This window comes from Intrasporangium mesophilum, from assembly GCF_054783095.1.
In genome coordinates, this window is record NZ_BAAGRF010000029.1 from 541775 (window position 1) to 562936 (window position 21162).

General features: G+C 71.5%; 18 protein-coding genes. 9 read left to right on the plus strand and 9 right to left on the minus strand.

Annotated elements, in window-relative coordinates:
- Nucleotides 1–82 precede the first annotated feature (82 nt).
- Nucleotides 83–826, plus strand: coding sequence for a DUF3105 domain-containing protein (locus ACYVLP_RS22325; RefSeq protein WP_460629498.1), 744 nt, complete (start codon nt 83–85; stop codon nt 824–826).
- Nucleotides 793–1260, plus strand: coding sequence for a nitroreductase family deazaflavin-dependent oxidoreductase (locus ACYVLP_RS22330; protein ID WP_460629499.1), 468 nt, complete (start codon nt 793–795; stop codon nt 1258–1260). Before ACYVLP_RS22325 ends, ACYVLP_RS22330 begins: the two co-directional genes overlap by 34 nt.
- Before the next feature lie 214 nt (nt 1261–1474).
- Here ACYVLP_RS22330 and ACYVLP_RS22335 read toward each other — a convergent pair whose 3' ends face one another.
- Both ACYVLP_RS22335 and ACYVLP_RS22340 read right to left on the minus strand, forming a co-directional pair.
- Nucleotides 1475–2449, minus strand: a complete 975-nt coding sequence (locus ACYVLP_RS22335) for a lysylphosphatidylglycerol synthase domain-containing protein (protein ID WP_460629500.1) — start codon at nt 2447–2449, stop codon at nt 1475–1477.
- 33 nt (nt 2450–2482) lie between these two features.
- The gene (locus tag ACYVLP_RS22340; protein ID WP_460629587.1) at nt 2483–4597 is read right to left on the minus strand and encodes a glycosyltransferase; all 2115 of its coding nucleotides are present in this window, start codon (nt 4595–4597) and stop codon (nt 2483–2485) included.
- Between the two features lie 152 nt (nt 4598–4749).
- Here ACYVLP_RS22340 and ACYVLP_RS22345 point away from each other — a divergent pair, with 152 nt between their 5' ends.
- Genes ACYVLP_RS22345 through ACYVLP_RS22360 form a run of 4 tightly spaced genes read left to right on the plus strand, consistent with a single transcriptional unit; the run spans nt 4750 to nt 8108 of the window.
- Nucleotides 4750–5436 (plus strand): glycosyltransferase family 2 protein, encoded by a 687-nt coding sequence (locus ACYVLP_RS22345; RefSeq protein WP_460629501.1) that lies wholly within the window; start codon nt 4750–4752, stop codon nt 5434–5436.
- On the plus strand, nt 5433–6098 hold the full coding sequence (locus tag ACYVLP_RS22350; protein WP_460629502.1) for a DUF2304 family protein: 666 nt from the start codon (nt 5433–5435) through the stop codon (nt 6096–6098). The genes ACYVLP_RS22345 and ACYVLP_RS22350 overlap by 4 nt, the downstream gene beginning before the upstream one ends.
- On the plus strand, nt 6088–7383 hold the full coding sequence (locus tag ACYVLP_RS22355; protein ID WP_460629503.1) for an LCP family protein: 1296 nt from the start codon (nt 6088–6090) through the stop codon (nt 7381–7383). The genes ACYVLP_RS22350 and ACYVLP_RS22355 overlap by 11 nt, the downstream gene beginning before the upstream one ends.
- On the plus strand, nt 7383–8108 hold the full coding sequence (locus ACYVLP_RS22360; RefSeq protein WP_460629504.1) for a TIGR03089 family protein: 726 nt from the start codon (nt 7383–7385) through the stop codon (nt 8106–8108). The genes ACYVLP_RS22355 and ACYVLP_RS22360 overlap by 1 nt, the downstream gene beginning before the upstream one ends.
- A gap of 3 nt (nt 8109–8111) precedes the next feature.
- On the opposite strand, the gene ACYVLP_RS22365 is transcribed toward ACYVLP_RS22360, so the two are convergent.
- Nucleotides 8112–10109 carry a peptidoglycan-binding domain-containing protein gene (locus ACYVLP_RS22365; protein WP_460629505.1) on the minus strand — a complete coding sequence of 666 codons (1998 nt, stop codon included), beginning with the start codon at nt 10107–10109 and terminating at the stop codon, nt 8112–8114.
- A 468-nt stretch (nt 10110–10577) separates the two neighbouring features.
- Between ACYVLP_RS22365 and ACYVLP_RS22370 the strand changes: the two genes are divergently transcribed.
- The 3 genes from ACYVLP_RS22370 (at nt 10578) to ACYVLP_RS22380 (ending at nt 15325) form a co-directional block, all read left to right on the plus strand.
- Complete coding sequence (locus tag ACYVLP_RS22370) at nt 10578–11366, plus strand: CoA transferase subunit A (protein WP_460629506.1); 789 nt, start codon at nt 10578–10580, stop codon at nt 11364–11366.
- Between the two features lies 1 nt (nt 11367).
- Entirely contained in the window at nt 11368–12024 is a 657-nt protein-coding gene (locus ACYVLP_RS22375) for a 3-oxoacid CoA-transferase subunit B (RefSeq protein WP_452269723.1), read from the plus strand.
- A 223-nt stretch (nt 12025–12247) separates the two neighbouring features.
- Entirely contained in the window at nt 12248–15325 is a 3078-nt protein-coding gene (locus ACYVLP_RS22380; RefSeq protein ID WP_460629507.1) for a SpoIID/LytB domain-containing protein, read from the plus strand.
- Nucleotides 15326–15350: 25 nt separating this feature from the next.
- On the opposite strand, the gene ACYVLP_RS22385 is transcribed toward ACYVLP_RS22380, so the two are convergent.
- The 6 genes from ACYVLP_RS22385 to ACYVLP_RS22410 form a co-directional block, all read right to left on the minus strand.
- Complete coding sequence (locus ACYVLP_RS22385) at nt 15351–15752, minus strand: adenylyltransferase/cytidyltransferase family protein (RefSeq protein WP_452269725.1); 402 nt, start codon at nt 15750–15752, stop codon at nt 15351–15353.
- Between the two features lie 87 nt (nt 15753–15839).
- On the minus strand, nt 15840–16844 hold the full coding sequence (locus tag ACYVLP_RS22390; protein ID WP_460629508.1) for a glycosyltransferase: 1005 nt from the start codon (nt 16842–16844) through the stop codon (nt 15840–15842).
- Entirely contained in the window at nt 16844–17662 is an 819-nt protein-coding gene (locus ACYVLP_RS22395) for a CDP-alcohol phosphatidyltransferase family protein (RefSeq protein ID WP_460629509.1), read from the minus strand. The genes ACYVLP_RS22390 and ACYVLP_RS22395 overlap by 1 nt, the downstream gene beginning before the upstream one ends.
- Nucleotides 17659–19614: a DUF5941 domain-containing protein gene (locus tag ACYVLP_RS22400; RefSeq protein ID WP_460629510.1), complete on the minus strand. Its 1956-nt coding sequence runs from the start codon at nt 19612–19614 to the stop codon at nt 17659–17661. Before ACYVLP_RS22400 ends, ACYVLP_RS22395 begins: the two co-directional genes overlap by 4 nt.
- Nucleotides 19611–20360: an ABC transporter ATP-binding protein gene (locus tag ACYVLP_RS22405; RefSeq protein ID WP_460629511.1), complete on the minus strand. Its 750-nt coding sequence runs from the start codon at nt 20358–20360 to the stop codon at nt 19611–19613. Before ACYVLP_RS22405 ends, ACYVLP_RS22400 begins: the two co-directional genes overlap by 4 nt.
- Nucleotides 20360–21160, minus strand: a complete 801-nt coding sequence (locus ACYVLP_RS22410; protein WP_452269730.1) for an ABC transporter permease — start codon at nt 21158–21160, stop codon at nt 20360–20362. The genes ACYVLP_RS22405 and ACYVLP_RS22410 overlap by 1 nt, the downstream gene beginning before the upstream one ends.
- Nucleotides 21161–21162 lie beyond the last annotated feature (2 nt).

The following is a 21162-nucleotide window of genomic DNA, read 5'->3' on the forward strand; positions in this document are numbered from 1 at the left end:
CCACCCGTGTCGCTGCGACTGACCGCCTCCGCAGCCCGCGGCAGCACCCGACATCCGCACGCCCAGACAGGAACGAGGACCGATGGCCCGCGAGACGAGCCGAGACCGCCGCGAGCGCGTCGCCGCCATGCAGGCGGCCCAGAAGAAGGCCGAGCGCCGCCGGCTTCTCGTCGTCATCGGGGCCTGCGTGGCCATCGTCGCCATCATCGGCGCCGCCATCGCCTGGGCCGTCATCGGCGAGCAGAACAAGAAGAACGAGGCGCTCGCAGCCATCAACGGCGACGTCGCGGCCGCCTCCTGCGACCCCATCACCAACGACCCGGCCAGCGGCTCCAGCGAGCACGTCGGCCCCGGCACGAACCAGCCGAACGTCACCAAGATCGACTACTCCACGGTGCCGCCCTCGAGCGGCAAGCACTTCGCCGTGCCCGCAGTGAACTCGCGCAAGATCTACACCACCGCCGACGCCCCGGCCGTCGAGACGCTCGTGCACAACCTCGAGCACGGCTACACGATCCTGTGGTACGACCGCTCCGTCGAGAAGGAGCAGGCGAGCGCGTTCCAGGCCCTCTCGACGCAGATCAACGCGATGAAGGAGTCGGGCAACAAGTTCATCATCAGCCCCTGGAACCCTGCCTACGGCGCGTTCCCGGCCGGCAAGAAGTACGCCCTGTCGCACTGGGCCGCCACCCTCGACCAGAGCACCGGACAGATCTCCAACCAGATGGGTCACCGCGAGCTGTGCGGCGGCCTCAACACGACCGTGGTCGAGAACTTCGTCAAGAAGTTCCCGTGGAGCTCGGCGCCCGAGCCGAACGCCGCCTGATGTCCGTCTCGGGCGAGTACCGCCCCAGCCCCCGCGGCTGGACGCGCAACCAGGTCGAGGAGATCGAGCGCACCGGCACGACTGCCTCGGTCGACATCCAGGGCCTGCCCGTCGTGCTTCTGACCATGGTCGGCGCGAAGTCGGGCGCGGTCCGCAAGGTTCCGCTCATGCGAGTCGAGCACGACGGCGTGTATGCCGCGGTCGCCAGCATGGGCGGCGCGCCGGAGCACCCGCAGTGGTACTACAACCTGCGCCGGAACCCACTCCTCGACCTGCAGGACGGCAGGGAGGTCAGCCCGAGGCGGGCGCGCGAGCTGCAGGGCGCCGAGCGCGACGAGTGGTGGGCCCGCTGCGTCGAGGCGTTCCCGAACTATGCCGCATACCAGCGCAAGACGGACCGGCTGATCCCGGTCTTCATCCTCGAGCCGGCCTGACCGTCAGTCCCGCCGGCCGGGTCTGTCCGCCGGTAGTCCGGCACGCGTCGCGCCTGGACCGACGAGCGAAGCGAGCGCCAGCGAGCGAGCCGAGGGTTCGGCGCGCGTCACGCCTGGACCGACGAGCGAAGCGAGCGCCAGCGAGCGAGCCGAGGAGGGAAGGCGTGACGTCAAGGCGCGCCGAACGCGGGCGAGCGGAGCGAGCCCAGACAGTTCAGACGGCGACGTCCTCGTCGGCCGGCACCGCTCGTGCCCGCCGCGCGCTGACCAGGTGGTGCGACCGCGCGTAGAGCCAGCCGCCGAGCGCGGCGACGACGTCGACGATCGTGACGATGAACCGTGAGGTGATCGCGACGGCCGCGGCCGCAGAGGTGGGCATCGCGGTCGACAGGATGACCGTGAGAAGGCCCTCGCGGGCACCGATGCCGGCGGGCAGCACGACGGTCAGCATGCCCAGCGAGACCGACAGTGCGTAGCCCGTCATCGAGGCCGTCGTCAGGTCGGGGTGCGGGGCGGCTCCGCTCGTCACCGCCCGGGCCAGCAGCAGCGTGTGGACGCCGAAGCAGAGCCACACGCTGACGAAGATCCCCACCGCGCGCAGGACCGCCCCCGTGGACAGCTCCTGATCGAGACCAGGCCGGCGCATCGCACGAAGCAGCCTCGCGATGAGGGCGTTGAGCAGCCTGGGCACGCACAGCACGACGAGCAGGGGTATGCCGAGCAGCAGCCACCAGTCGAACCCGGTCGACGCGCTTCGGTGGAGCAGGAAGGACGCCGCCGGCAGCCCGACGAGCAGGCCCGTGAGCAGGGCGAAACCGAGCGCGAGCAGGCCCGCGACCGCCGTGCGGCGGCGCGGCACCTTGAGGTGGCTCGCGATGTCGGCCTGGACGAGCACCGACCACAGCGATCCGGGAAGGTACTTGCCGAGCTGGCCGACGAAGTAGACGCCTGACGCCGGGGCGAGGTGAAGGTCGGAGCCGAGATCCTTGAGGATGACCTTCCAGCCGATCATGGTCAGCCAGGTGCCGACCGCGGCCGCGAGGGTGGACCACAGGAACGTCGGCCACGAGATCTGGGAGAGGTACACGGAGACGTCGGCCCAGTTCTTCGCGATCGCGTAGACGACGGCGGCGAGCATCACGGAGGCGATGGTGACTCGGGCGACCTTGAGGAGATTTCGGCGGTTCATATCGGACCCATCATCCCAGGCCTGCCTGAATGCTCACCGACGCCGCAGCGCCAGCCGCACCAGGCCGTATGCCGCATCGTCGGCGCGCGCTCGGGCGCTGGCCTCGCGCATCCGCGCGTTGACGTCGCCGTCGAGGTCTCCGACGAGCGCGAAGCCGTGGTCGTGGGCCCGCGCGATGACCGCGCGCACGTCCGCCGGGCCGAGAGCGCCCTCCGCCGATGGTGGTCCGATCGGGACGGTGATGACGAGCAGGCCGCCCGACCGCAGCGCCCACGAGGCCTGCTCGACGACGAGGTCGACGTCCTCGTCGTCGCAGCCGCGCGGATGGATGCGCACGATGACGTCCAGCGACCCCGTGTCGACGTCGAGGGCGGCGACACTGGGATGCCGGCCGGTGAACTCGATCTCGACCGGCGCGAAGCCGACGGCCCGCGCCCACCGAGAGAGCAGGGAACGGGTGCCCGTCTCGTCGACGATGACGGCGCTGCGCCGCCCGTCGTCGCGCACGCGCAGGATCGCGGCGAGCGCGCCGAGGGCCGCCCACGACGAGACCCCGTCGAGGGACCGAGGGAGCCCCAGCACGCGGGCCAGGCGCCGGGCATCGTCGGCCTCGTCCGGGTCGCCCAGCACGTCGGTGGGCAGGACCCAGTCCGGCAGGTCCGCGGGACGCAGGGGCACGAGCGGCCGCGCGGCGGCGAGCCGGCGCCCGACCTGTCGCCGTGCCCGCCGACTCGCACCGGCCACGGCGGCACCGACGCGGGGGACGGCATACCGCAGCCGCTCGGTCACGGAACCGGCCTCACCACCGTCGGTGGCGGTGGCGCTGTCGACACCAGCCTCACGCGTGCCGACCTCATGCCCGGACCGGGTCGGGGGTGCGGCGTCGAGCGTGTCGAAGGCTTCGGCCGGCTCCAGGGTCCCGGTGAGCTCGAGTGTTTCGACGACTGCTTCTGTGGGCCCATCGGGCCCGGTGAGGGGTTCGGGACCGTAGGCGCTCTCGTCGGCCGACAGCGCTTCGAGGGTGCCGAGGTAGTTGGCCCACGGAGCGGACAGGTCTGGGGTCTTGACCCCGTCGGCGAGCCGGCGACGCACGTCCGGGTCGCCGAGGCGGCGCAGCGCGCCCGCGAGGGCCCGCTCGTCCTCCGGCGGCACCAGCAGCCCGTTGACACCGTCGACGACCTGCTGGGAGAAGGGCGAGATGTCCGAGGCCAGGACCGGCAGCCCGTGCGCGTGGCCGAGGATGACGTTCTGGGACGCCGTGGACGACCGGTAGGGCAGGGCGAGGACGTCATGGTCGGCGAGCAGCGCCGCCAGGGCGTCGGCAGGCACGTAGCCGTCCCGGATCTCGACCCGTCCCGCGAGCAGCGGGTCCGAGGCCAGGCTCCGGATGACGCTCCGGTTCGAGCCCCAGATCTCGCCCGCGATCGTCAGGGTGACGTCGGGAACCGACCGCATGGCCCGCAGCAGGACGTCGATCCCCTTGTACTCACGGATCAGGCCGAGAGCCAGCAGGCGCGTCGGACCGGGCCGAGGGTCGCGAGAGATCGGGCGGCCGCCGGGAAGGTGCGGCGGCAGGTCCGCCACCGAGACCCGGCGGGCACCCAGGTCGTGCGCGAGGCGGGCCTGGTCGGTGGAGTGCACGAGGGTCGAGTCGACCCGGGCGAACAGCAGCGACATGAGCTGGGCGTCGCCTGGGTGCGACTCGTGCGGGAGGACGTTGTGGCACAGCACGATCGAACGAGGGCGCGGCCCAGGGCCACCCGGGACCGCCCCGGCCGCGCGCAGCAGGACCAGGTGAGCCGGGACGACGGGCGGCATGACGTGTACGACGACGATCGCGTCCACGTCGCGAAGCCGCCGCCCGACCCTCACCCACGTGTCAGGACGAGCCCAGCTCAGCGCACGGATCGTGCGGGGGTAGGGCGGCACCTCGGGCACACCGGCGGGGACGGTGGCATCAGCGTGGTGCAGCTTGGACGGGTAGAGGTGAGACCACGAGACGAGCATCACGTCGTGCCCGGCGTCCTCGAGATGGTGCGCCAGCATCGTCGTGTGGGCCGCGACGCCGCCTTTGTGCGGGTGCGTCGGACCGATGACGGCGATTCGAAGCGCGGCCGACCCCGGCGTCGTCTCGTCGCCCGGCCCCATGGGCTGGGCGTCGGGGGTGTCGAACCGCGAGGTCTGCGATGCCGCGTCCGTCATGGTGCTCCCGACTCTAGTTGGCGACGGTAGCCCGGTCGCGACGCGGGACGGGGGCCGCGCGTGTCGGCGAGGGCACCGGCCCGCTCTACGCTTGGCGCATGAAGAACGAGGACGTGTGGCTCGTCGTGCCGCTGTACAACGAGGCCTCCGTCATCGCCGACGTCGTGCGCGAGGCACGCGAGACGTTCCCCAACGTCGTCTGCGTCGACGACGGGTCCAGGGACGACTCGGCGGGACGGGCCGCCGAGTCCGGCGCGGTCGTCGTCCGGCATCCCGTGAACCTCGGCCAGGGCGCCGCCTTGCAGACCGGCTTCGCCTACGCCCTCTCCGACCCGGGCATGCGCTACGTCGTCACCTACGACGCCGACGGCCAGCACCAGGTGCACGACGTCGTCGTCATGGTCGACCGGATCCGGCAGGGCGACGTGCGGGTCGTCTTCGGCTCCCGCTTCCTCGACGAGCGCACCGAGGCCTCGGCCCTCAAGAAGCTCGTCCTTCGCGCCGCGGTGGCGTACACGAACGTCACGACCGGCACCCGCCTCACCGACGCCCACAACGGCCTGCGGGTGCTCTCGCGTGAGGTCGTCGACCGGCTCGAGATCACCCAGAACCGGATGGCCCACGCGTCCGAGATCGTCGCGCAGATCGGCGCGATGCGCTTCGACGGCGAACGCATCACCTACGCGGAGGAGCCCGTGCACATCCTCTACACCGACTACTCCAAGGCCAAGGGCCAGTCGTTGTGGAACGCCGTCAACATCCTCGCGGAGCTGATCTGGCGATGAAACAGCTCGCAATCCAGGTCCTGCTCATCGTCGGGATCCTCGCCATCGCGTGGCGGCTGCTCGGCAGCTACGGCCAGCGAGCCCAAGCGCTGCGACGCATCGGCCTGCTGCTGTTCGCCGCGTTCGCCGTGTGGTCGATCCTCGACCCGAACATCCTCAACCGGCTGGGCAGCCTGGTCGGCATCGGCCGTGGAGCCGACCTCGTGCTCTACGGTCTGGTGCTGGCCTTCCTCGGGTTCGTCGTGACCACCTTCCGGCGCTTCCGCGACATGGAGGTGCGCTACACGCGGCTCGCGCGGCGGATCGCGCTGGACGAGACGCCGCCGCCCGCGCGCCGGAGCCCGGCTGGGAGTAAGGACGGCGAGGATTCGCCAGGGGCCACGGCGAGGGACGTGCCCGACGCCTCTGTGACGCCCGAGGCCTCTGTGACCTCCGAGATTCCTGTGACCTCCGAGACCCCGGTGACGCTCCGGACCGACGAGGCCACCGAGGCGTCCGGTGAGGCGGAGTCAGCAGGCGGCATACCGGACGGATCCACACGTAGCGGCGTGACCTCAGCCACGCCGTTCGGGGGCGACGACAGGCTCGGCACAGGCCGACCTGAGAGACTGGCAGGCAGTCCGTCCTCGTCCCCGAGCATGAAAGCAGCCGATGCCGACTGACCCGAAAGGCCATCGACCCGACGCCGACGACGCCTATGTCGTCGACACGCGGCGACGCCCGAAGCGGCCCGGCGGTGGAGCTATCCCGTCCGCTCGTGCCGCCGACGTCGACAGCGTCGACGACCGCGGCCGGCGCTCGACGCAGCCCCAGCCGGCCCCGAGGGCGGCGGGTTACTCCGGCTCGGCGGGCTACGCCGGCTCAGGCGGATCCGGCGGTCCAGGCGGTCCAGGCGGTCCAGGCCGACCCGGAAGCCCGCGTGGCGCCGGGGCCCCGCCCAGCGAGCCGACCTACCGCTGGCGCAAGGGCCGGATCATTGCCCTGGTCATCGGGCTGCTGGTCCTTGCCTGGATCGCCTTCATGGTCTGGGTGCCGTTCAACGCGTGGAACAACGTGGCCAAGGTCGACAACGTCCCCTCGGGCGAGCGCCCGGTCGACACGGCCGGCTACAACTACCTGCTCGTCGGTTCCGACAGCCGGGCCGGGCTGACCAAGGAGCAGCGCAAGAAGTACGCAACCGGCAACGCCGCCGGCAACCGCACCGACACGATCATGATCGTCCACGTGTCCGAGAGCGGTGGGAAGCCGGTCATGGTCTCGCTCCCCCGTGACTCGTGGGTGCCGATCCCCGGCCACGGCAACAACAAGATCAACGCGGCCTTCTCCATCGGCGGCCCGAAGCTGCTCACGGAGACGGTCGAGAACGTCACCGGCGTGCACATCGACGGCTACGTCGAGATCGGCCTGGGCGGTTTTGCCTCGGTCGTCGACAGCGTCGACGGTGTCACGCTCTGCGTGCCTCGCGACATGAAGGACAAGAAGGCGGGCATCGACCTCAAGAAGGGCTGCCAGAACCTCGATGGCGCCAACGCCCTCGGCTACGTCCGGTCCCGCTACGAGGACCCGCTGGGGGACATCGGTCGCGCGGCCCGGCAGCGGCAGTTCCTCGGCGCCCTGATGAAGAAGGCTGCGACCCCGTCGACCGTGCTCATCCCGTGGCGCTACAAGAGCTTCGCCGACGCCTCCGCCGCGGGTCTCGCCGTGGGCAAGGACACCGGCTTCACGGACGCCGTCCGCGTCCTCATGGCGATGCGCGACATCAGCAACGACAACGGCCTGTCGCTGTCGGTGCCGACCTCGGACCTGGCCTACCGGACATCCGGCGGCGCCCTCGCGGTGAAGTGGGACACCGAGCGGGCCAAGGCGCTGTTCAAGGCGCTCAAGGACGACGAGCCGCTGACAGAGCCGCCCCCTGGCACCACCGTCGAGGGCGCGAGCAACAGCTGATGACCTCTCCCGTGATGCCCGCGGACGTGCTCGCCCGCATGGTCGCCACCGACCCCGGGCGCCCCCGCCTGACGTGGTACGACGACGAGCCCGGCCCGACCGCCGGCGAGCGGATCGAGCTGTCGGCGCGGGTGCTGGCCAACTGGGTCGCCAAGGCGGCCAACCTCCTGCAGGACGACGCTGCCGCAGGGCCCGGCACCACCGTCGGGCTCGACCTGCCCGCGCACTGGCGGTCGCTCTACTGGGCGCTGGCCACCTGGGCGGTCGGAGCGACCGTCGTCGTCGGTGACGACTCGAGGACGGCCGACGTGCTGGTGACCGATGCCCCCGCAACCGCGGCCGGGCACGGTGGCGACGCGGTGCTCGTGTCGCTGCCTGCTCTCGCCCGCAGCCACCCCGAGGCGGCCGAAGCACGCGGCGCCATCGACGAGGCCCGCGAGCTGGCCACGCACGGCGACGCCTTCTCCCCGATGGCCGATCCCGAGCCCGGGGACGTCGCGCTGGCCAGCGAGGCCGGCGACACGGCATACGGCGACGTCATCCGGACCGACGACGGCTGGGGCGCGTCCCCGCGCGTCGCCATAGCCGGCTCGCTCGAGGCGGTGCTGCGGCAGGCCCTGGCCGCCTGGGCGGCCGACGGGTCGGTCGTGCTGATCCGCGGGGCCGCCGGCGCCGACCTCGGCGCGCGGCTCAGCGCCGAGGGTGTCACGGTCGACGTGCGGTAGCGCTCAGGCGGACAGCCGGTCGAACAGCGACCACGTGCGCGAGGCGACGACGCCCGTGCTCGCCAGCCCGGCGCGCGCCTGGGCGGCGCGGACCGCATCCCGGGTCGCGCCGTCGAAAACCCCCGTCTCGCGGACGCCGAGCAGCCGCTGGACCGCGAGCACGGCTGGCCCGTTGTCGCCCAGGCGCAGCACGGTGGTCCGGCTGTCGAGGAAGGGGAAGTCGCGGGCTTCCAGCACGTCCCAGAGGTCGGGAGTGACGACACCCGTCGGCGGCTGCGCGAGGGTCCGCTGAAGGGAGGCCACCTTGTCGCGGGTGAGGTCGCCGTAGACCCCGTCGACCGCGAGCCCACCCAGCGCCCGCTGCAGCACGCGCACGGCGGCGCCTCGGGCGCCCGGCCCGATCGTCAGGGACTTGTATGCCGTGTAGTCGGTCCGCACGTCGACGCTGGCGACCGAGCCCCGTGCCACCGCGGCGCGCACCACGCCGACGGCCTCCGCACCGGCCGCCACGGGGGCGGAGGACGCAGCGTCGGCGTGCGTGCTGTCGGGTCGGGACGAGGCCGTGTGGAGGGTCATGTCGGGGTCCTTCGGGAGTGGTGCAGGGTCGATCGGCGCCACGGTGCCGGTCGGGTTCGGCGCCGTGCGCTGTGCCTGTGCCTGTGCCTGTGCCTGTGCCTGTGCCTGCGAGGGCGCCAGCGCCGCCCAGCCGCGGGTGTAGAGCAGCTCCTGCATCCTCGAGTCCGCGACGCCGGTCTGGGGCAGGCCGACGAACCGCTGGTATGCCGTCACCCGCGCCTGGGTCATCGAGCCGTAGTAGCCGGTCACGGGCAGCGAGCCGAGCTTGGTCTGCAGCGTCTTGACCGCGTCGGAGGTCATGCCGAAGCGCAGGGTCGGATAGGTCGTCGTCCCGGCCGGAGTCCCGCTCCAGCCGCGGACCCACAGCCGCGCCTGGGTGACCGGGTCGGCCACGCCCGTCTGGGGCAGGCCGACGAACCGCTGGTATGCCGTGACGCGGGCCTGGGTCATCGAGCCGTAGTAGCCGGTCACGGGCAGCGAGCCGAGCTTGGTCTGCAGCGTCTTCACCGCCGGGGAGGTCATCCCGAAGCGCAGGGTCGGGTAGGCCTGCGTCACGCTCTTCCAGCCGCGGGCGGCGAGGATCTCCTGCGTCCGCAGATCGGCGACACCGGTCTGCGGGAGTCCGACGAACTTCTGGTACGCGACGACCCGTGCCTTGGTGAGGTCGCCGTAGTAGCCCGTCGTCGGGAGGTTGCCGAGGAGCACCTGGAGCCGGCGCACGGCCTCCGAGCGCATCCCGTAGGACAGCACGACCGGGGTCGTCGGCACCGGGGCCGAGGGCGTGGGCCCGGGCGGCGCTGAGGGCAGCGTGGTGCCCGCCGGCGGAAGGGTGGTCAGATACGAGGTCGTAGGCACGCCTGTCCACCAGGACGTGCGACCAGCGGCACCGTCGTAGTTGAAGCTGAAGTGGATGTGGTCGGTGTGCGGGCTCGTGCCGTCGTAGGGCGCCCAGCCACGGTCGGTTGCGTACGAGCGCCACATCTTGCGGTCGTGGATGATGTACATGATGCCGAAGCGGCGCGCCATGGCGCCGGGCACGCCGTTCTTGTCCGGCGCCGTCAGCCAGGCGAGTACCGACTGGGCGACGGCCTCCTGCTGCGGGTTGTCCACGTTGAGCATCCAGTCCCAGGCCCGGCCGTCGTAGTGCTCGGAGGGGCCGGTGCTGCAGGCGCGCCCGATGAGGGCAGTGGACCCCATGCCGTAGTGAGTCGTCATCAGCTTCGCGAACGCGTAGACGCCCGGCCGTGGCCGCGGGTCGCAGATGGTCTGGCCCTGGTACGGCACGTAGACATCCAGCCCCACAGGAAGGGGCTTGGTCGGAGGCGCCTGAACCGCGGCCGCGGGCGATGCCGCCGCCATGACGCCAGGCACGGCGAGGGCGGGGACGGCCAGGGCCCACCCGAGAGGTCGTCGACCGGGCGCCATGGGGACCTCTTTCCGCGGACAGACACGAGCAACAACACGGGATCCGACGCTGCGCGCCGCTGCGCCGACGCTCTGCGCCGGAACATCACCCGCACCATTTATGCACTCCAGTCACACCACTCACAAGTTGGTCGGGAGAATTACAGAACTGTGATTTCCCTTGGCGCCAAATGACATCCATGTGACTCAACACAACTGCGCTGCCCGGGACGCGAGAACCGGGTCTCCCTCCGCCTTTCGGGTCCAGCGCCGCACCCACCGGCCCAGGGCCCTCTGATTCTGCTCCGGATTCCGGAGCAGAATCAGAGGGCGCGGCGGCTTCCCTGGGGGCCAGCGCCTGGCCGCCGACCCGTGGCCGGCCCACGCCGGAACGGTCCGAGGCCCCGTGGCCGGAGCCCACACTTCGTCTCGATCCTGTGGGCCCACCCCACTCCGCCGGCTCGTGTCGGCGCGGATAGAGTCCGACCCATGGACAAAGTCGTCTCCTCACCCCAGGAGGCCATCGCCGGGATCCGCGACGGCATGTCGCTCGCGGTCGGCGGTTTCGGCCTCTGCGGCATACCCTCCGTCCTCATCGGTGCGATCCACGACGCCGGACTGACCGATCTCGAGGCCGTCTCGAACAACTGCGGCGTCGACGACTGGGGCCTTGGCATCCTGCTCCGCGACAAGCGGATCCGCCGGATGATCTCGTCCTACGTCGGCGAGAACAAGGAGTTCGAGCGGCAGTACCTGCACGGCGAGCTCGAGGTCGAGCTGACCCCGCAGGGCACGCTCGCCGAGCGCCTCCGCGCTGGGGGCTCGGGCGTGGCGGCCTTCTTCACGATGACGGGAGTCGGCACGCAGATCGCCGAGGGCGGGCTGCCGTGGCGCTACGACGACGCGGGCAACATCGCGGTCGCCTCTCCGCCGAAGCAGACCCAGGACTTCGAGTGGATGGGTGAGACGAAGACGTTCGTCCTCGAGAAGGCGATCACGACCGACTTCGGCCTGGTCCGCGCTGCCAGGGGCGACCGGCACGGCAACCTCGTCTTCAACCAGTCGGCGCGCAACTTCAACCCCCTGTGCGCGATGGCGGGCCGGGTCACGGTCGCAGAGGTCGAGGAGCTGGTCGAGCCAGGCGAGCTCGACCCCGACTCGATCCACCTGCCGGGCATCTTCGTGCAGCGGGTGCTGCCGCTCACGCCCGAGCAGGCCGCCGAGAAGCGCATCGAGCGGCGCACGGTCCGCCCCCGCACCGAGAACCAGGAGTCCTGAGATGGCACTGACCCGCGAGCAGATGGCGGCCCGGGCCGCGGCCGAGCTGGCCGACGGTGCCTACGTCAACCTCGGCATCGGCCTGCCGACCCTCGTGCCGAACTACGTCCCTGACGACGTCGAGATCGTGCTGCAGTCCGAGAACGGCATCCTCGGCGTCGGCGCCTACCCCCTGGACGGCGACGAGGACCCCGACCTCATCAACGCCGGCAAGGAGACCGTGACCCTGCGCAAGGGCGCAGCCTTCTTCGACTCCGCAACGTCCTTCGGGATGATCCGCGGTGGCAAGGTGGACGCGGCCATCCTCGGCGCGATGCAGGTCAGCCAGCAGGGAGACATCGCCAACTGGATGATCCCCGGAAAGATGGTCAAGGGCATGGGCGGGGCGATGGACCTCGTCCACGGTGCCAAGCGAGTCATCGTCCTCATGGAGCACACGGCCAAGGACGGCTCGTACAAGATCGTCAAGGAGTGCTCGCTGCCCTTCACCGGCAAGGGTGTGGTCCAGCGGATCATCACCGACCTCGCCGTGCTCGACGTGACCGCCGACGGGCTCGTGCTGCGCGAGCTGGCCCCGGGAGTGACCGAGGACGAGGTGCGCGAGAAGACCGAGCCGGACATCACCGTGGACCTCCAGCCGGCTCCCGTGCACGCCTGACCCGCCTCCGTCGAGAGTGCGGCCATGCCTGGCATGGCCGCACTCTCGCATTCAGGCATCGCTGACATGGCAGGCATTCGGCCATTACCACCTGCACATGGATTAAAAGGTCACGAGATGCTAACGATAAACCTGAGGCCTATGTGACCAATGGGACCTTTGGGACGGTGGATGCAGCCGACCGAGGAGAGATCCCGTGCGCTGCGTCCCCACCATCCTGGCCGTGACCGTCCTGACCGCCACGTTCGTCGTCGCCCCCACGGTGCCGTCCGGGGCCCGCCCCCAACCGGTCGCGCCGGTTGTGCACGAGGTCGGAATCCCTTCCACGACAACGAATTCCGCGGCCCCCGGGCCGGCGCGCAGCGGCGTCGCCGAGCAGGTCGTCGGCGAGCAGGTCGTCGGGGCCACCGAGGTCCGCAACACCCGCTTCGACCTCGCGGGCGTCACGTTCGACAGCACTCCCCCGGCCGGGACGCACGTAGAAGTGCGCACCCACGGCACCGCCGGCTGGTCGGGCTGGACCGAGCTCGGTGTGGACGGCGACGGGCCCGACCCCGGCTCCGCTGACGCTACCCACGCGCGGCCCGGCACGGACACCGTCGCCGCCCTCGGGTCGGACGCGATCGACGTCCGGGTCAGCACGCCCGACGGCACCGTGCCCCGAGGCATGCGGGCCAGCCTCGTCGACGGCGGCACGTCCGCGGCCGACTCCTCCATCGGAGCTCCTGCCGGGTCGGCGGTTGCAGCGGTGACCCGTCCGGTCATCCACACGCGGGCCGAGTGGGGCGCCGACGAGAGCATCCGCACCTGCGTACCCGAGCGCCTCAGTGGTTTCAAGGCCGTCGTCGTGCATCACACGGTCAACTCGAACTCCTACAGCGCCGACCAGGTGCCGAGCCTGATCCGGGCGATGTATGCCTATCACGTGCGCAGCCTCGGCTGGTGCGACATCGGCTACCAGCTGCTCGTGGACCGTTTCGGCCGGATCTGGCAGGGGCGCTCCGGAAGCACCACCGGTTTCGTCGTGGGCGCCCAGACCGGCGGCTTCAACACCGAGACCACCGGAGTAGCGGTCATCGGCGACTTCACGTCGGTGCCTTTCTCGTCCGCCACACAGTCCGCGGTGACCCAGGCCGTCGCCTGGGAGGCCGACCGCTCGCTGTTCGACCCGTCCACCACGACGACCCTGACCTCAGCCGGCAGCACGCGGTATGCCGCCGGCGTGCGCGTCACCAAGCCACGAACCATGGGGCACCGCGACCTCAGCGAGACGGAGTGCCCCGGCAACACGGCATACGCACAGCAGGTGCCGGCGATCCGCAGCGCTGCTGGGACGACGTGGCGCGCCGGCCAGTGGTCCGCGCAGCCGGCCCGCACGGCGAGCGAGACCTACCTGCGCCCCGCCTCGTCGGTCCTGACCCTGTCGGGCCGGGGATACGGCCACGGCATCGGCATGTCGCAGTGGGGTGCCTACGGCGCCGCCCGCGACGGACTCACCTGGCCGCAGATCCTCGCGTTCTACTACCCCGGCACCACCCGGACCGCCCAGGGCGAGCCGACCCTGCGGGTCTGGCTGTCGGCAGTCGGTTCCAACGCCGTGCCCCTCGTCTCGCAGACCGGCCTGACCATCACGGACGGAACACGTCGCTCGTACCTGTCCGCCGCATACCGCTGGCGCGTCGTCCGCGAGGGGAGCACCCTTTCGCTACAGGCGAGCTCGGGCGCCGGGTGGACCTACGTCACGACCTGGCGAGGCTCCGCCAAGCCGCTGACAGTCAGCCGCCCTGGCACCGTCCGCCTCTGGCTGCCGGACGGCACCCAGCGCGAGTACACCGGGTCCGTGCGCGTGTCCGTCTCGGGCAGCCGCCTGTATGCCGTCAACCTCGTCCCCTTCGAGGCCTACGTCCGCGCCGTGGTGCCCGTAGAGATGCCGGCCAGCTGGTCTGCCGCGGCACTGTCGGCTCAGGCGGTGGCCGCGCGCACATTCGCCGCCAACGCGCGCGCCGGTGCGGGCACGCGCGTCTACGACATCTGCGACGCGGACTGCCAGCAGTACCGCGGAGTGGCGGACTACACCGGGGCCGGCGCCTTGACGGTGCGGCACGAGGACACCCGCGCCACGGCGGCGACGCAGGCTACCGCAGGCATCGTCCTGACCTACGGGGGAAAGCCGGCGCTGGCGCAGTACTCCGCCTCCAACGGCGGCCGCACGGTCAGCGGGGGGACGGCATACCTCCCCGCGAAGAACGACCCCTACGACGGGGCGGTCGCCTCGGCCAGCAACCCACACGCCTGGTCGTCGTCCATCCAGGCGGCCACCCTCGAGCGGGCGTACCCGGCCATCGGGTCGCTCCGCTCCGTCGCCGTGGGGCCTCGTGCCGGTGGAGGCGGCACGGGGACCTGGGGCGGACGAGCCACCTCGGTCACCCTGACCGGGTCGGGGGGCTCGGTCACGGTGACGGGTGCTGCGTTCCGGACCCGCACCGGTCTCCGAAGCACGTGGTGGACGATCACGTCGCGGCCGCCACGATCGGCGGCATACTCTCCCCGCGACGTGACCGGCGACTCACGGTCCGACGTGCTCGTGCCGACCGGTGCCTCGCTCCAGGCCCTCTCATACACCGGACGGCTCGGCTTCACCCAGCGACAGATCCTCGGGTCCGGGTTCTCCGGGATGCGAGCCGCCGCAGCGGTCGGGGCCTTCGACAACGACACGCTCGGGGACGTCGTGGCCATCGGGAGCGACGGCACGGCATGGCTCTATCGGGGCCTCGGTGCGAGCGGCCTCAGCGCCGGACGCGTCGTCCTGGCCACGGGCTGGGGATCGGTGAACCTCATCGTGCCGGTGGGTGACTGGACCGGCGACGGCTACACCGACATCCTCACGAGGCTCTCCTCCGGCACCCTCGTCCTGCGCCGTGGAGACGGCTCAGGGCGGATCGTGTCGAGCACGACGATCGGCTCCGGGTGGGGCGGCTTCCGCCAGGTCACCGCGGGCGACTTCGACGGAGATGGCCGCCGCGACCTCATGGCGGTGCGTTCCAGCGACGGCGCGCTGGTGCTCTACCCGGGTGACGGAGCGGGGAGGTTCCGTGCGGCGCGCGTCCTCGGGACGTCCGGCTGGACGGCGATGAGCGCCCTGCGTGGCGTCGGCGACCTCACCGGGGACGGTCGCGACGACCTGCTGGCGCGTCGGGCCGCCGACGGGGCCCTGCTCGTCTACCGGGTGGTCCAGTCGGCCCGGCTCACCACTCCGCTGCGGGCGGGGACCTACGCCTCGACCGCCGCCTGGGGCCAGTAGCCGCGCGCTCCGGCCGAGCCGGCGCTCAGCCCAGGCTGGCGATGTGCTCGATCAGGCCCGTCGTCGACACCGACGGGGTGCGGGGCAGGTAGACGACCTCGCAGACATCGCTGACCCAGTCGAACTTGCCCGCCCAGTCGTCGCCCATGACGAGGACGTCGGCGCCGTACTTGAGGATGTAGTCGCGCTTCTGCTCGAGAGACTCCTCGACGAAGACCTCGTCGACGACGCGGAGCGCGGCGATGATCTCGAGCCGCTCGTCCTGGGTGAAGACGGGCGGACGGCCCTTCTTGGCGATGTTGAGCGCGTCAGCGGAGACGCCCACGACCAGACGGTCACCGAGCGCCGCAGCTCGCTCGAGCACGCGGACGTGTCCGACGTGGAACACGTCGAAGGTCCCGAAGGTGATGACGGTCCGGCTGCTCACGATGCTCCTTTAGCGGTGGCGACGTCGGTGGTGCCGGGTCGCGCGGCGCCGACGGAGTCGAAGTGCGAGGGTACCCGCACCACCCGCTCAGCCACGAACCATGGCTTCCAGCGAGGCCCGTGCCGCCTGGGCGAGGGTCGTCTGCGCCAGGCCGCTGCCGTCGCTGACGGCGCCGCCGTGCAGCACAGCCTCAGCGAGGCTGTCCGCGGTCAGCGGGGCCACCACGACACCCGCCGGCCGTGGGGCCGTGTCACTGGCGACGACCGTAGCGCCCGCCGCCTGAGCCTCCCGCACGATGACCGAGTCGCCGTCCCACGTCGTCGGGCGCAGGAAGGTGCCGACGCGGGACAGCACGGCGGACACGGCGTCGGGAGACGAGTCGAAGGCGACCGTCAGCCAGGGCTCCGCGGCGGCCTGGCGCCGCAGCGACTCGACCGCCTCCGTGTCGTTGCCGTAGGCCAGGACCGTGAGCGTCGCGTCGGGCCAGGACTGGCGCAGGAGCCGGACCACGTCGACACCCAGCTCGGCGTTGTAGTGGGCAAGCCCGGCGTTCGTCGACAGCGCGAGGGCGTGCGGCTCGCGCTCGAAGGGGCTGGGCACCGCCGCCGCGGTGGGGTCGAACGGCGTCACGACGGTGACCCGCTCGCGAAGCGGGCCGGGCAGGATCGCGCCGATGTCGTCGTTGACGGCCCAGATCTCGTCATAGGCCCGCAGGGCCGTGACCAGCGCGGTCCGCCGCCACCCCGCCATCCGAGCCACCTGTCCCCCGGTCGAGCCGGAGTGCAGCACGAGGACCGTGCGGCCGCGCAGGAGGGCGAAGACCGGGGCGAGCACGATCGCCCGCCACAGGCGGGTGAGGTGCAGCAGGTGCAGCGACCGGTGCGCCATCCTGGGCACCATCGCCGCCGCCCTCTTGGCCGAGCCGGTGTCGACGTAGTCCACCTCGACGCCATCGCCCCGAAGGACGGTCGTCAGCTGGTGGTGGCTCGTGCGCACCCCGCCGACCTCGCCGTGCTCCTGGGCCCACTGGAGCACCGGGACCGTCGCCCGTGGCGGCGCTGAGGCAGAGTCGTCGGGGGCGCTCCCCGTCATCAGTCGAGCCTCGAGCTGGTCAGCACCCCGACCAGATGGCCCCCGGCCGTGATGACGATGAGCGGCACCATGACCACGACGAGCACCTGGGTGCCGGCGAGGTCGCCCCGCACGCTGTCGACGACGGCCGCGACGAGGGCGAGCAGGGATGCCTCCACCGCCACGAAGGCGCGGAAGACCGGCACATAGTCGAAGGCCCGCCGCAGTGCCGCGACGCCGGTGGCCTTGGGCCGCGCTGTCGTGGCGACGTCCTCGAGGGGCGGTCGCCCGGTCTTGGCGCGGGCGACGTGGACGAGGTCCGTGAAGGCCTTGTTGAGCAGAACCCCGACGGCGACGAGCAGGCCCAGGACGGTCCACCCACCGACGTCGCCGGGATCGGACAAGCTCCATCCGTCGGCACGTAGACCGAGAGCGATCGGGATCGCGGCCTCGGTGACGTAGTGGCCGATCCGGTCGAGGTAGATGCCGGCCGGCGAGAAGCGCTGCCGCCAGCGGGCCACCTCCCCGTCGGAGCAGTCGAGCAGGATCTGCAGCTGCATGGCGATGACTGCGACGAGCGGGCCCACGAGGCCGCCGAAGGGGATCGCGAACGCACCCAGCAGGCCGACGACGATCATGAGCCAGGTCACGCCGTTCGGCGTGATGTGGGTCGGCAGCAGCCATCGGGTCACATAGACCGACAGATGCCTGATGTAGAGGGCGCCGGCCCAGTGCTCGGCGTTGTAGCGGGCGATGTGCTCGGGCGGCTGGGCGACGGCCCGCAGCTCCTCGAGGGTGGGATGGTCGTCCGTCGGGTCGTGGTTCAGGGCGGAGCTCACGGCTGGCCGCCCTGCTGGCCGCCCTGCTGCCCGCCCTGCTGCCCGCCCTGCTGCCCGCCCTGCCGCCCGCCCTGCTGCCCGCCCTGGTGTGCGGACGCGGCACCGGCGCGCCATGCCAGCGCGGACTCGACGACGTAGGCCACCAGGAGCACGACGGCACCGGCGAGCAGGAACGGCGCCGGGTTGTCACTGAAGCCGCCGATGAGCGCGAGCAGCACGACGCGCCCCTCGACCCCGAGCGTGGCCCGGACCAGCGCGACCGGTGTGCCGCGCCCGGTCTCGCGGAGACGGTAGACGTTGTCGTAGGCGTGCCAGCACACGGCGACGAGCCAGGCATAGGCCGCGGCGCGGGCGCCCGTGCTCGTGCCCGCAGCGAGCAGCAGGGCCGCCGCCTCGACCGCAACCAGCAGCCCCGGCACCTGCCACGCGAACCGGCCGCGGCCCGATGGCCGCGGCAGCACCACGAGGTCGCACAGCTGGGCGAGGGTCGGGTCCGGACGGTCGGCACGGAAGCCGTCACTACCGTCGCGGGCCTTCAGGAGCCGGCCGGTCTGGGTCCAGGCCAGGGCCAGGACCGACGCGATCCCCAGCGCCCAGAGCAGGAATGCGGGGCTGTAGAGCAGCAGCCCGATGGCCATGATGAGGTAGCGCTCCGCGATGGGAAGGTGGAGCACCTGCTTGACGTCGCGAACGAGACGGTCGCGGCCGCTGGGCTCCGGCGCGAGGACGGTGCGGCTGCCGTCGGGCCCGCCGTCCTTGAACGAGTCGAGGTCGAGCGCGAGGACCGGCTCGGCCGTGGCTGCCCGCTGGCGGCGGGTGTACGAGAAGTCCTCGACGTGCCGGATCGCCAGGACCGCGAGGACGAGGATCGCCAGCCACCAGAGGTCCTCACCGCGCCGCGCGGAGACCCACGCGACCGCGGCGACCAGCGTGAACTCCTTGACGCGGTCGCTGACGGCGTCGAGCCACCCGCCGAGCGGGCTGTAACGGCGGGTGAAGCGGGCGATCTCGCCGTCGACACAGTCGACGACGAGCGACAGGACGAGCAGGACGGCAGCGAGCAGCCACGTCCACCGGGAGTCGACCGCCGCGAGCGCGCACGCGGCGAGCCCGAGCGCCAGGCTGACGACCGTCACGACGTTCGGCGTCCAGCCCCTGCCGAGGCCGTATGCCGTGAGGCGGCGTGAGAGGGGCCGGATCGCGAGCGTCGAGAACACCCCGTCGTTGCCACGGGACGCCGCCCTGAGCCGTTGCTGCCACGCCGAGCCGCGGGCTCCGATCGACATCTGGTGGCCGCGCTCGACCGTCACGTGGTCGAGCGGCACGGCCTGGACCGAGACGCTCCCGGACCGGACGACGGCCAGCAGGGCGAGGTCGAACGGCGACACGCCGGGGCGGCGCGCAGAGCTGCTCTGGGAGGCGGCGCGCAGGGCCTCGGCGACCCGGGCACGGTCGCGGGCGGCGACGCGAAGGACGCCCACGGCATACGCCGTCGGCGCGCTGACGATGTGTCCGGCGGTGCCGACGGACTCGACCGTACGGGTGTATCGGTCGACGCGGACGGGCCAGAACCCGCCGCGGACCATCGTCGGGTCGATCACCTCGCCGCGCAGGTCGCCCACCGGGCCGTGGACCACGGCGGCGGCGGTCACGTCGCGAGGCGCGTCGAGGATGTCGAGCAGACCGACCGGGCTGACCCGGACGTCGTTGCTGACGAGGATGAAGGGCACGTCATCCGACGCCCCCGCCACGTCCGCCGCGGCCGACAGGGTCGCGCGCACGTGGTGCAGGTCGGCGTCGGTGGCCCGGCGCACGAGCCCGAACGGCTCGAGCGACTCGATCAGGTCACTGGCCACGTCTCCGCCGACGACGAGCAGGTCCGCGCCCGCGGAACGGCCGGCGACAGCCCGAGCGCGGGCGTCACCGACCAGAGGGCGCTCGTCGAGTCTCACGGAGCGGCGTCCGCGTCGGCGTTGTACTGCTCGATGACCTCACCGACGGGGCCGTCGGCGACGAGCTCGCCCGACTTGAGGTAGAGGCCGCGCTCGGCGAACCGGTTGAGGTCGTGCTCGCTGTGTGACACGAGGAAGAGCGTCTTCCCGCCCGAGAGCATGTCCTCCATGCGGAGGTAGCACTTCTCGCGGAACGCCCGGTCGCCGACCGCAAGCACCTCGTCGACGAGCACGACCGGCTGGTCGAGCGTCGTGATGAGTGCGAACGCGATGCGCACCTGCATTCCCGAGGAGAAGTGGCGGAACGGCATGTCCATGCCGGCCTGCACCTGCGGGCCGGCGAAGTCGATGATCTCGTCGTAGCGCTCGTCGATCTGGGCCTTGGTCAGACCGTGCAGGCCTGCGGCGAGGTAGACGTTCTCGCGGCCGGTGAGCTCGCCAAGGAAGCCGCCGGTCAGCTCGATCAGGGGCGCGACCTTGCCTCGCACGGTGGCGTAGCCGTGGTCGGGCAGCATGACGCCCGCGATCATCCGCAGGAGCGTGCTCTTGCCGCTGCCGTTGCCGCCGACCAGTCCGACGGCCTCGCCGCGCTGGACGTCGAACGAGATGTTCTTGAGGGCCCAGAAGGTGTCGGTGGTCGCGCCGGTCTGGCCCTTGAAGATCATCTCGCGCAGCGACATCCGGCGACGCCGCGAGCGGAAGAACTCGATTCCGAGGTCACGGACCTCGATCACGGGCTTGGCCATCAGATCTCCTTGAGCACGGCGGGCTCCATCCGCTTGAAGATCACCGCGCCGACGAGCAGGAACACGACCGTGAGCACGAGCGATGACAGGACGGAAAGCTTGTTCAGCTCGCCCCTGAAGAACCCGGCGCGGAACAGCTCCAGGATCCCGCTCATGGGATTGAGCGCGAGCAGCGACCTGAGCACCGGAGGTGCCATGTCGGCGCTGTAGAGCACCGGCGTCGCGTAGAAGCCCAGGCGCAACGCGATGCGGACCACCCGGGCCATGTCGGTCACCATCACGGTGATCGGGGCCAGGACCATGCCGATGCCGACCGACAGCAGGAAGGTCAGGGCGATCGAGACAGGGATGAATATGAGCGTCCAGTGCAGATGCGTCTGGCCGGTCGCGACGTAGTAGATCGTGAACGCGACGATGATCGGCAGCGTCAGGATGAACTCCACGCCCTTGGCGCTGACGACGCGCACGACCCACAGCTCACGTGGCAGGTTGGCCGACCGGACGAGCCGGGACTCGGCGAGCAGGGCTCGCGACGTCTCCGACATGTTCTGGGCGAACCACTGCCACAGGAACAGGCCGGTGAGCAGGTGCAGGAAGTAGGGCTGGTTGCCGCTCCGCCTGGCGGTGAAGATCACGGTGAAGACGACGAGGTAGACCAGCGCCATGAGCAGCGGGTCGAGCACCGTCCACACCCACCCGAGCCAGCTGCCGGCGTAGCGGACCCGAAGGTCGCGCTCCACGAGGGTGCGAAGCACCTGACGGTTGGCCGAGAGGCCGCGGACTTGGGCGACGCCGATCATGC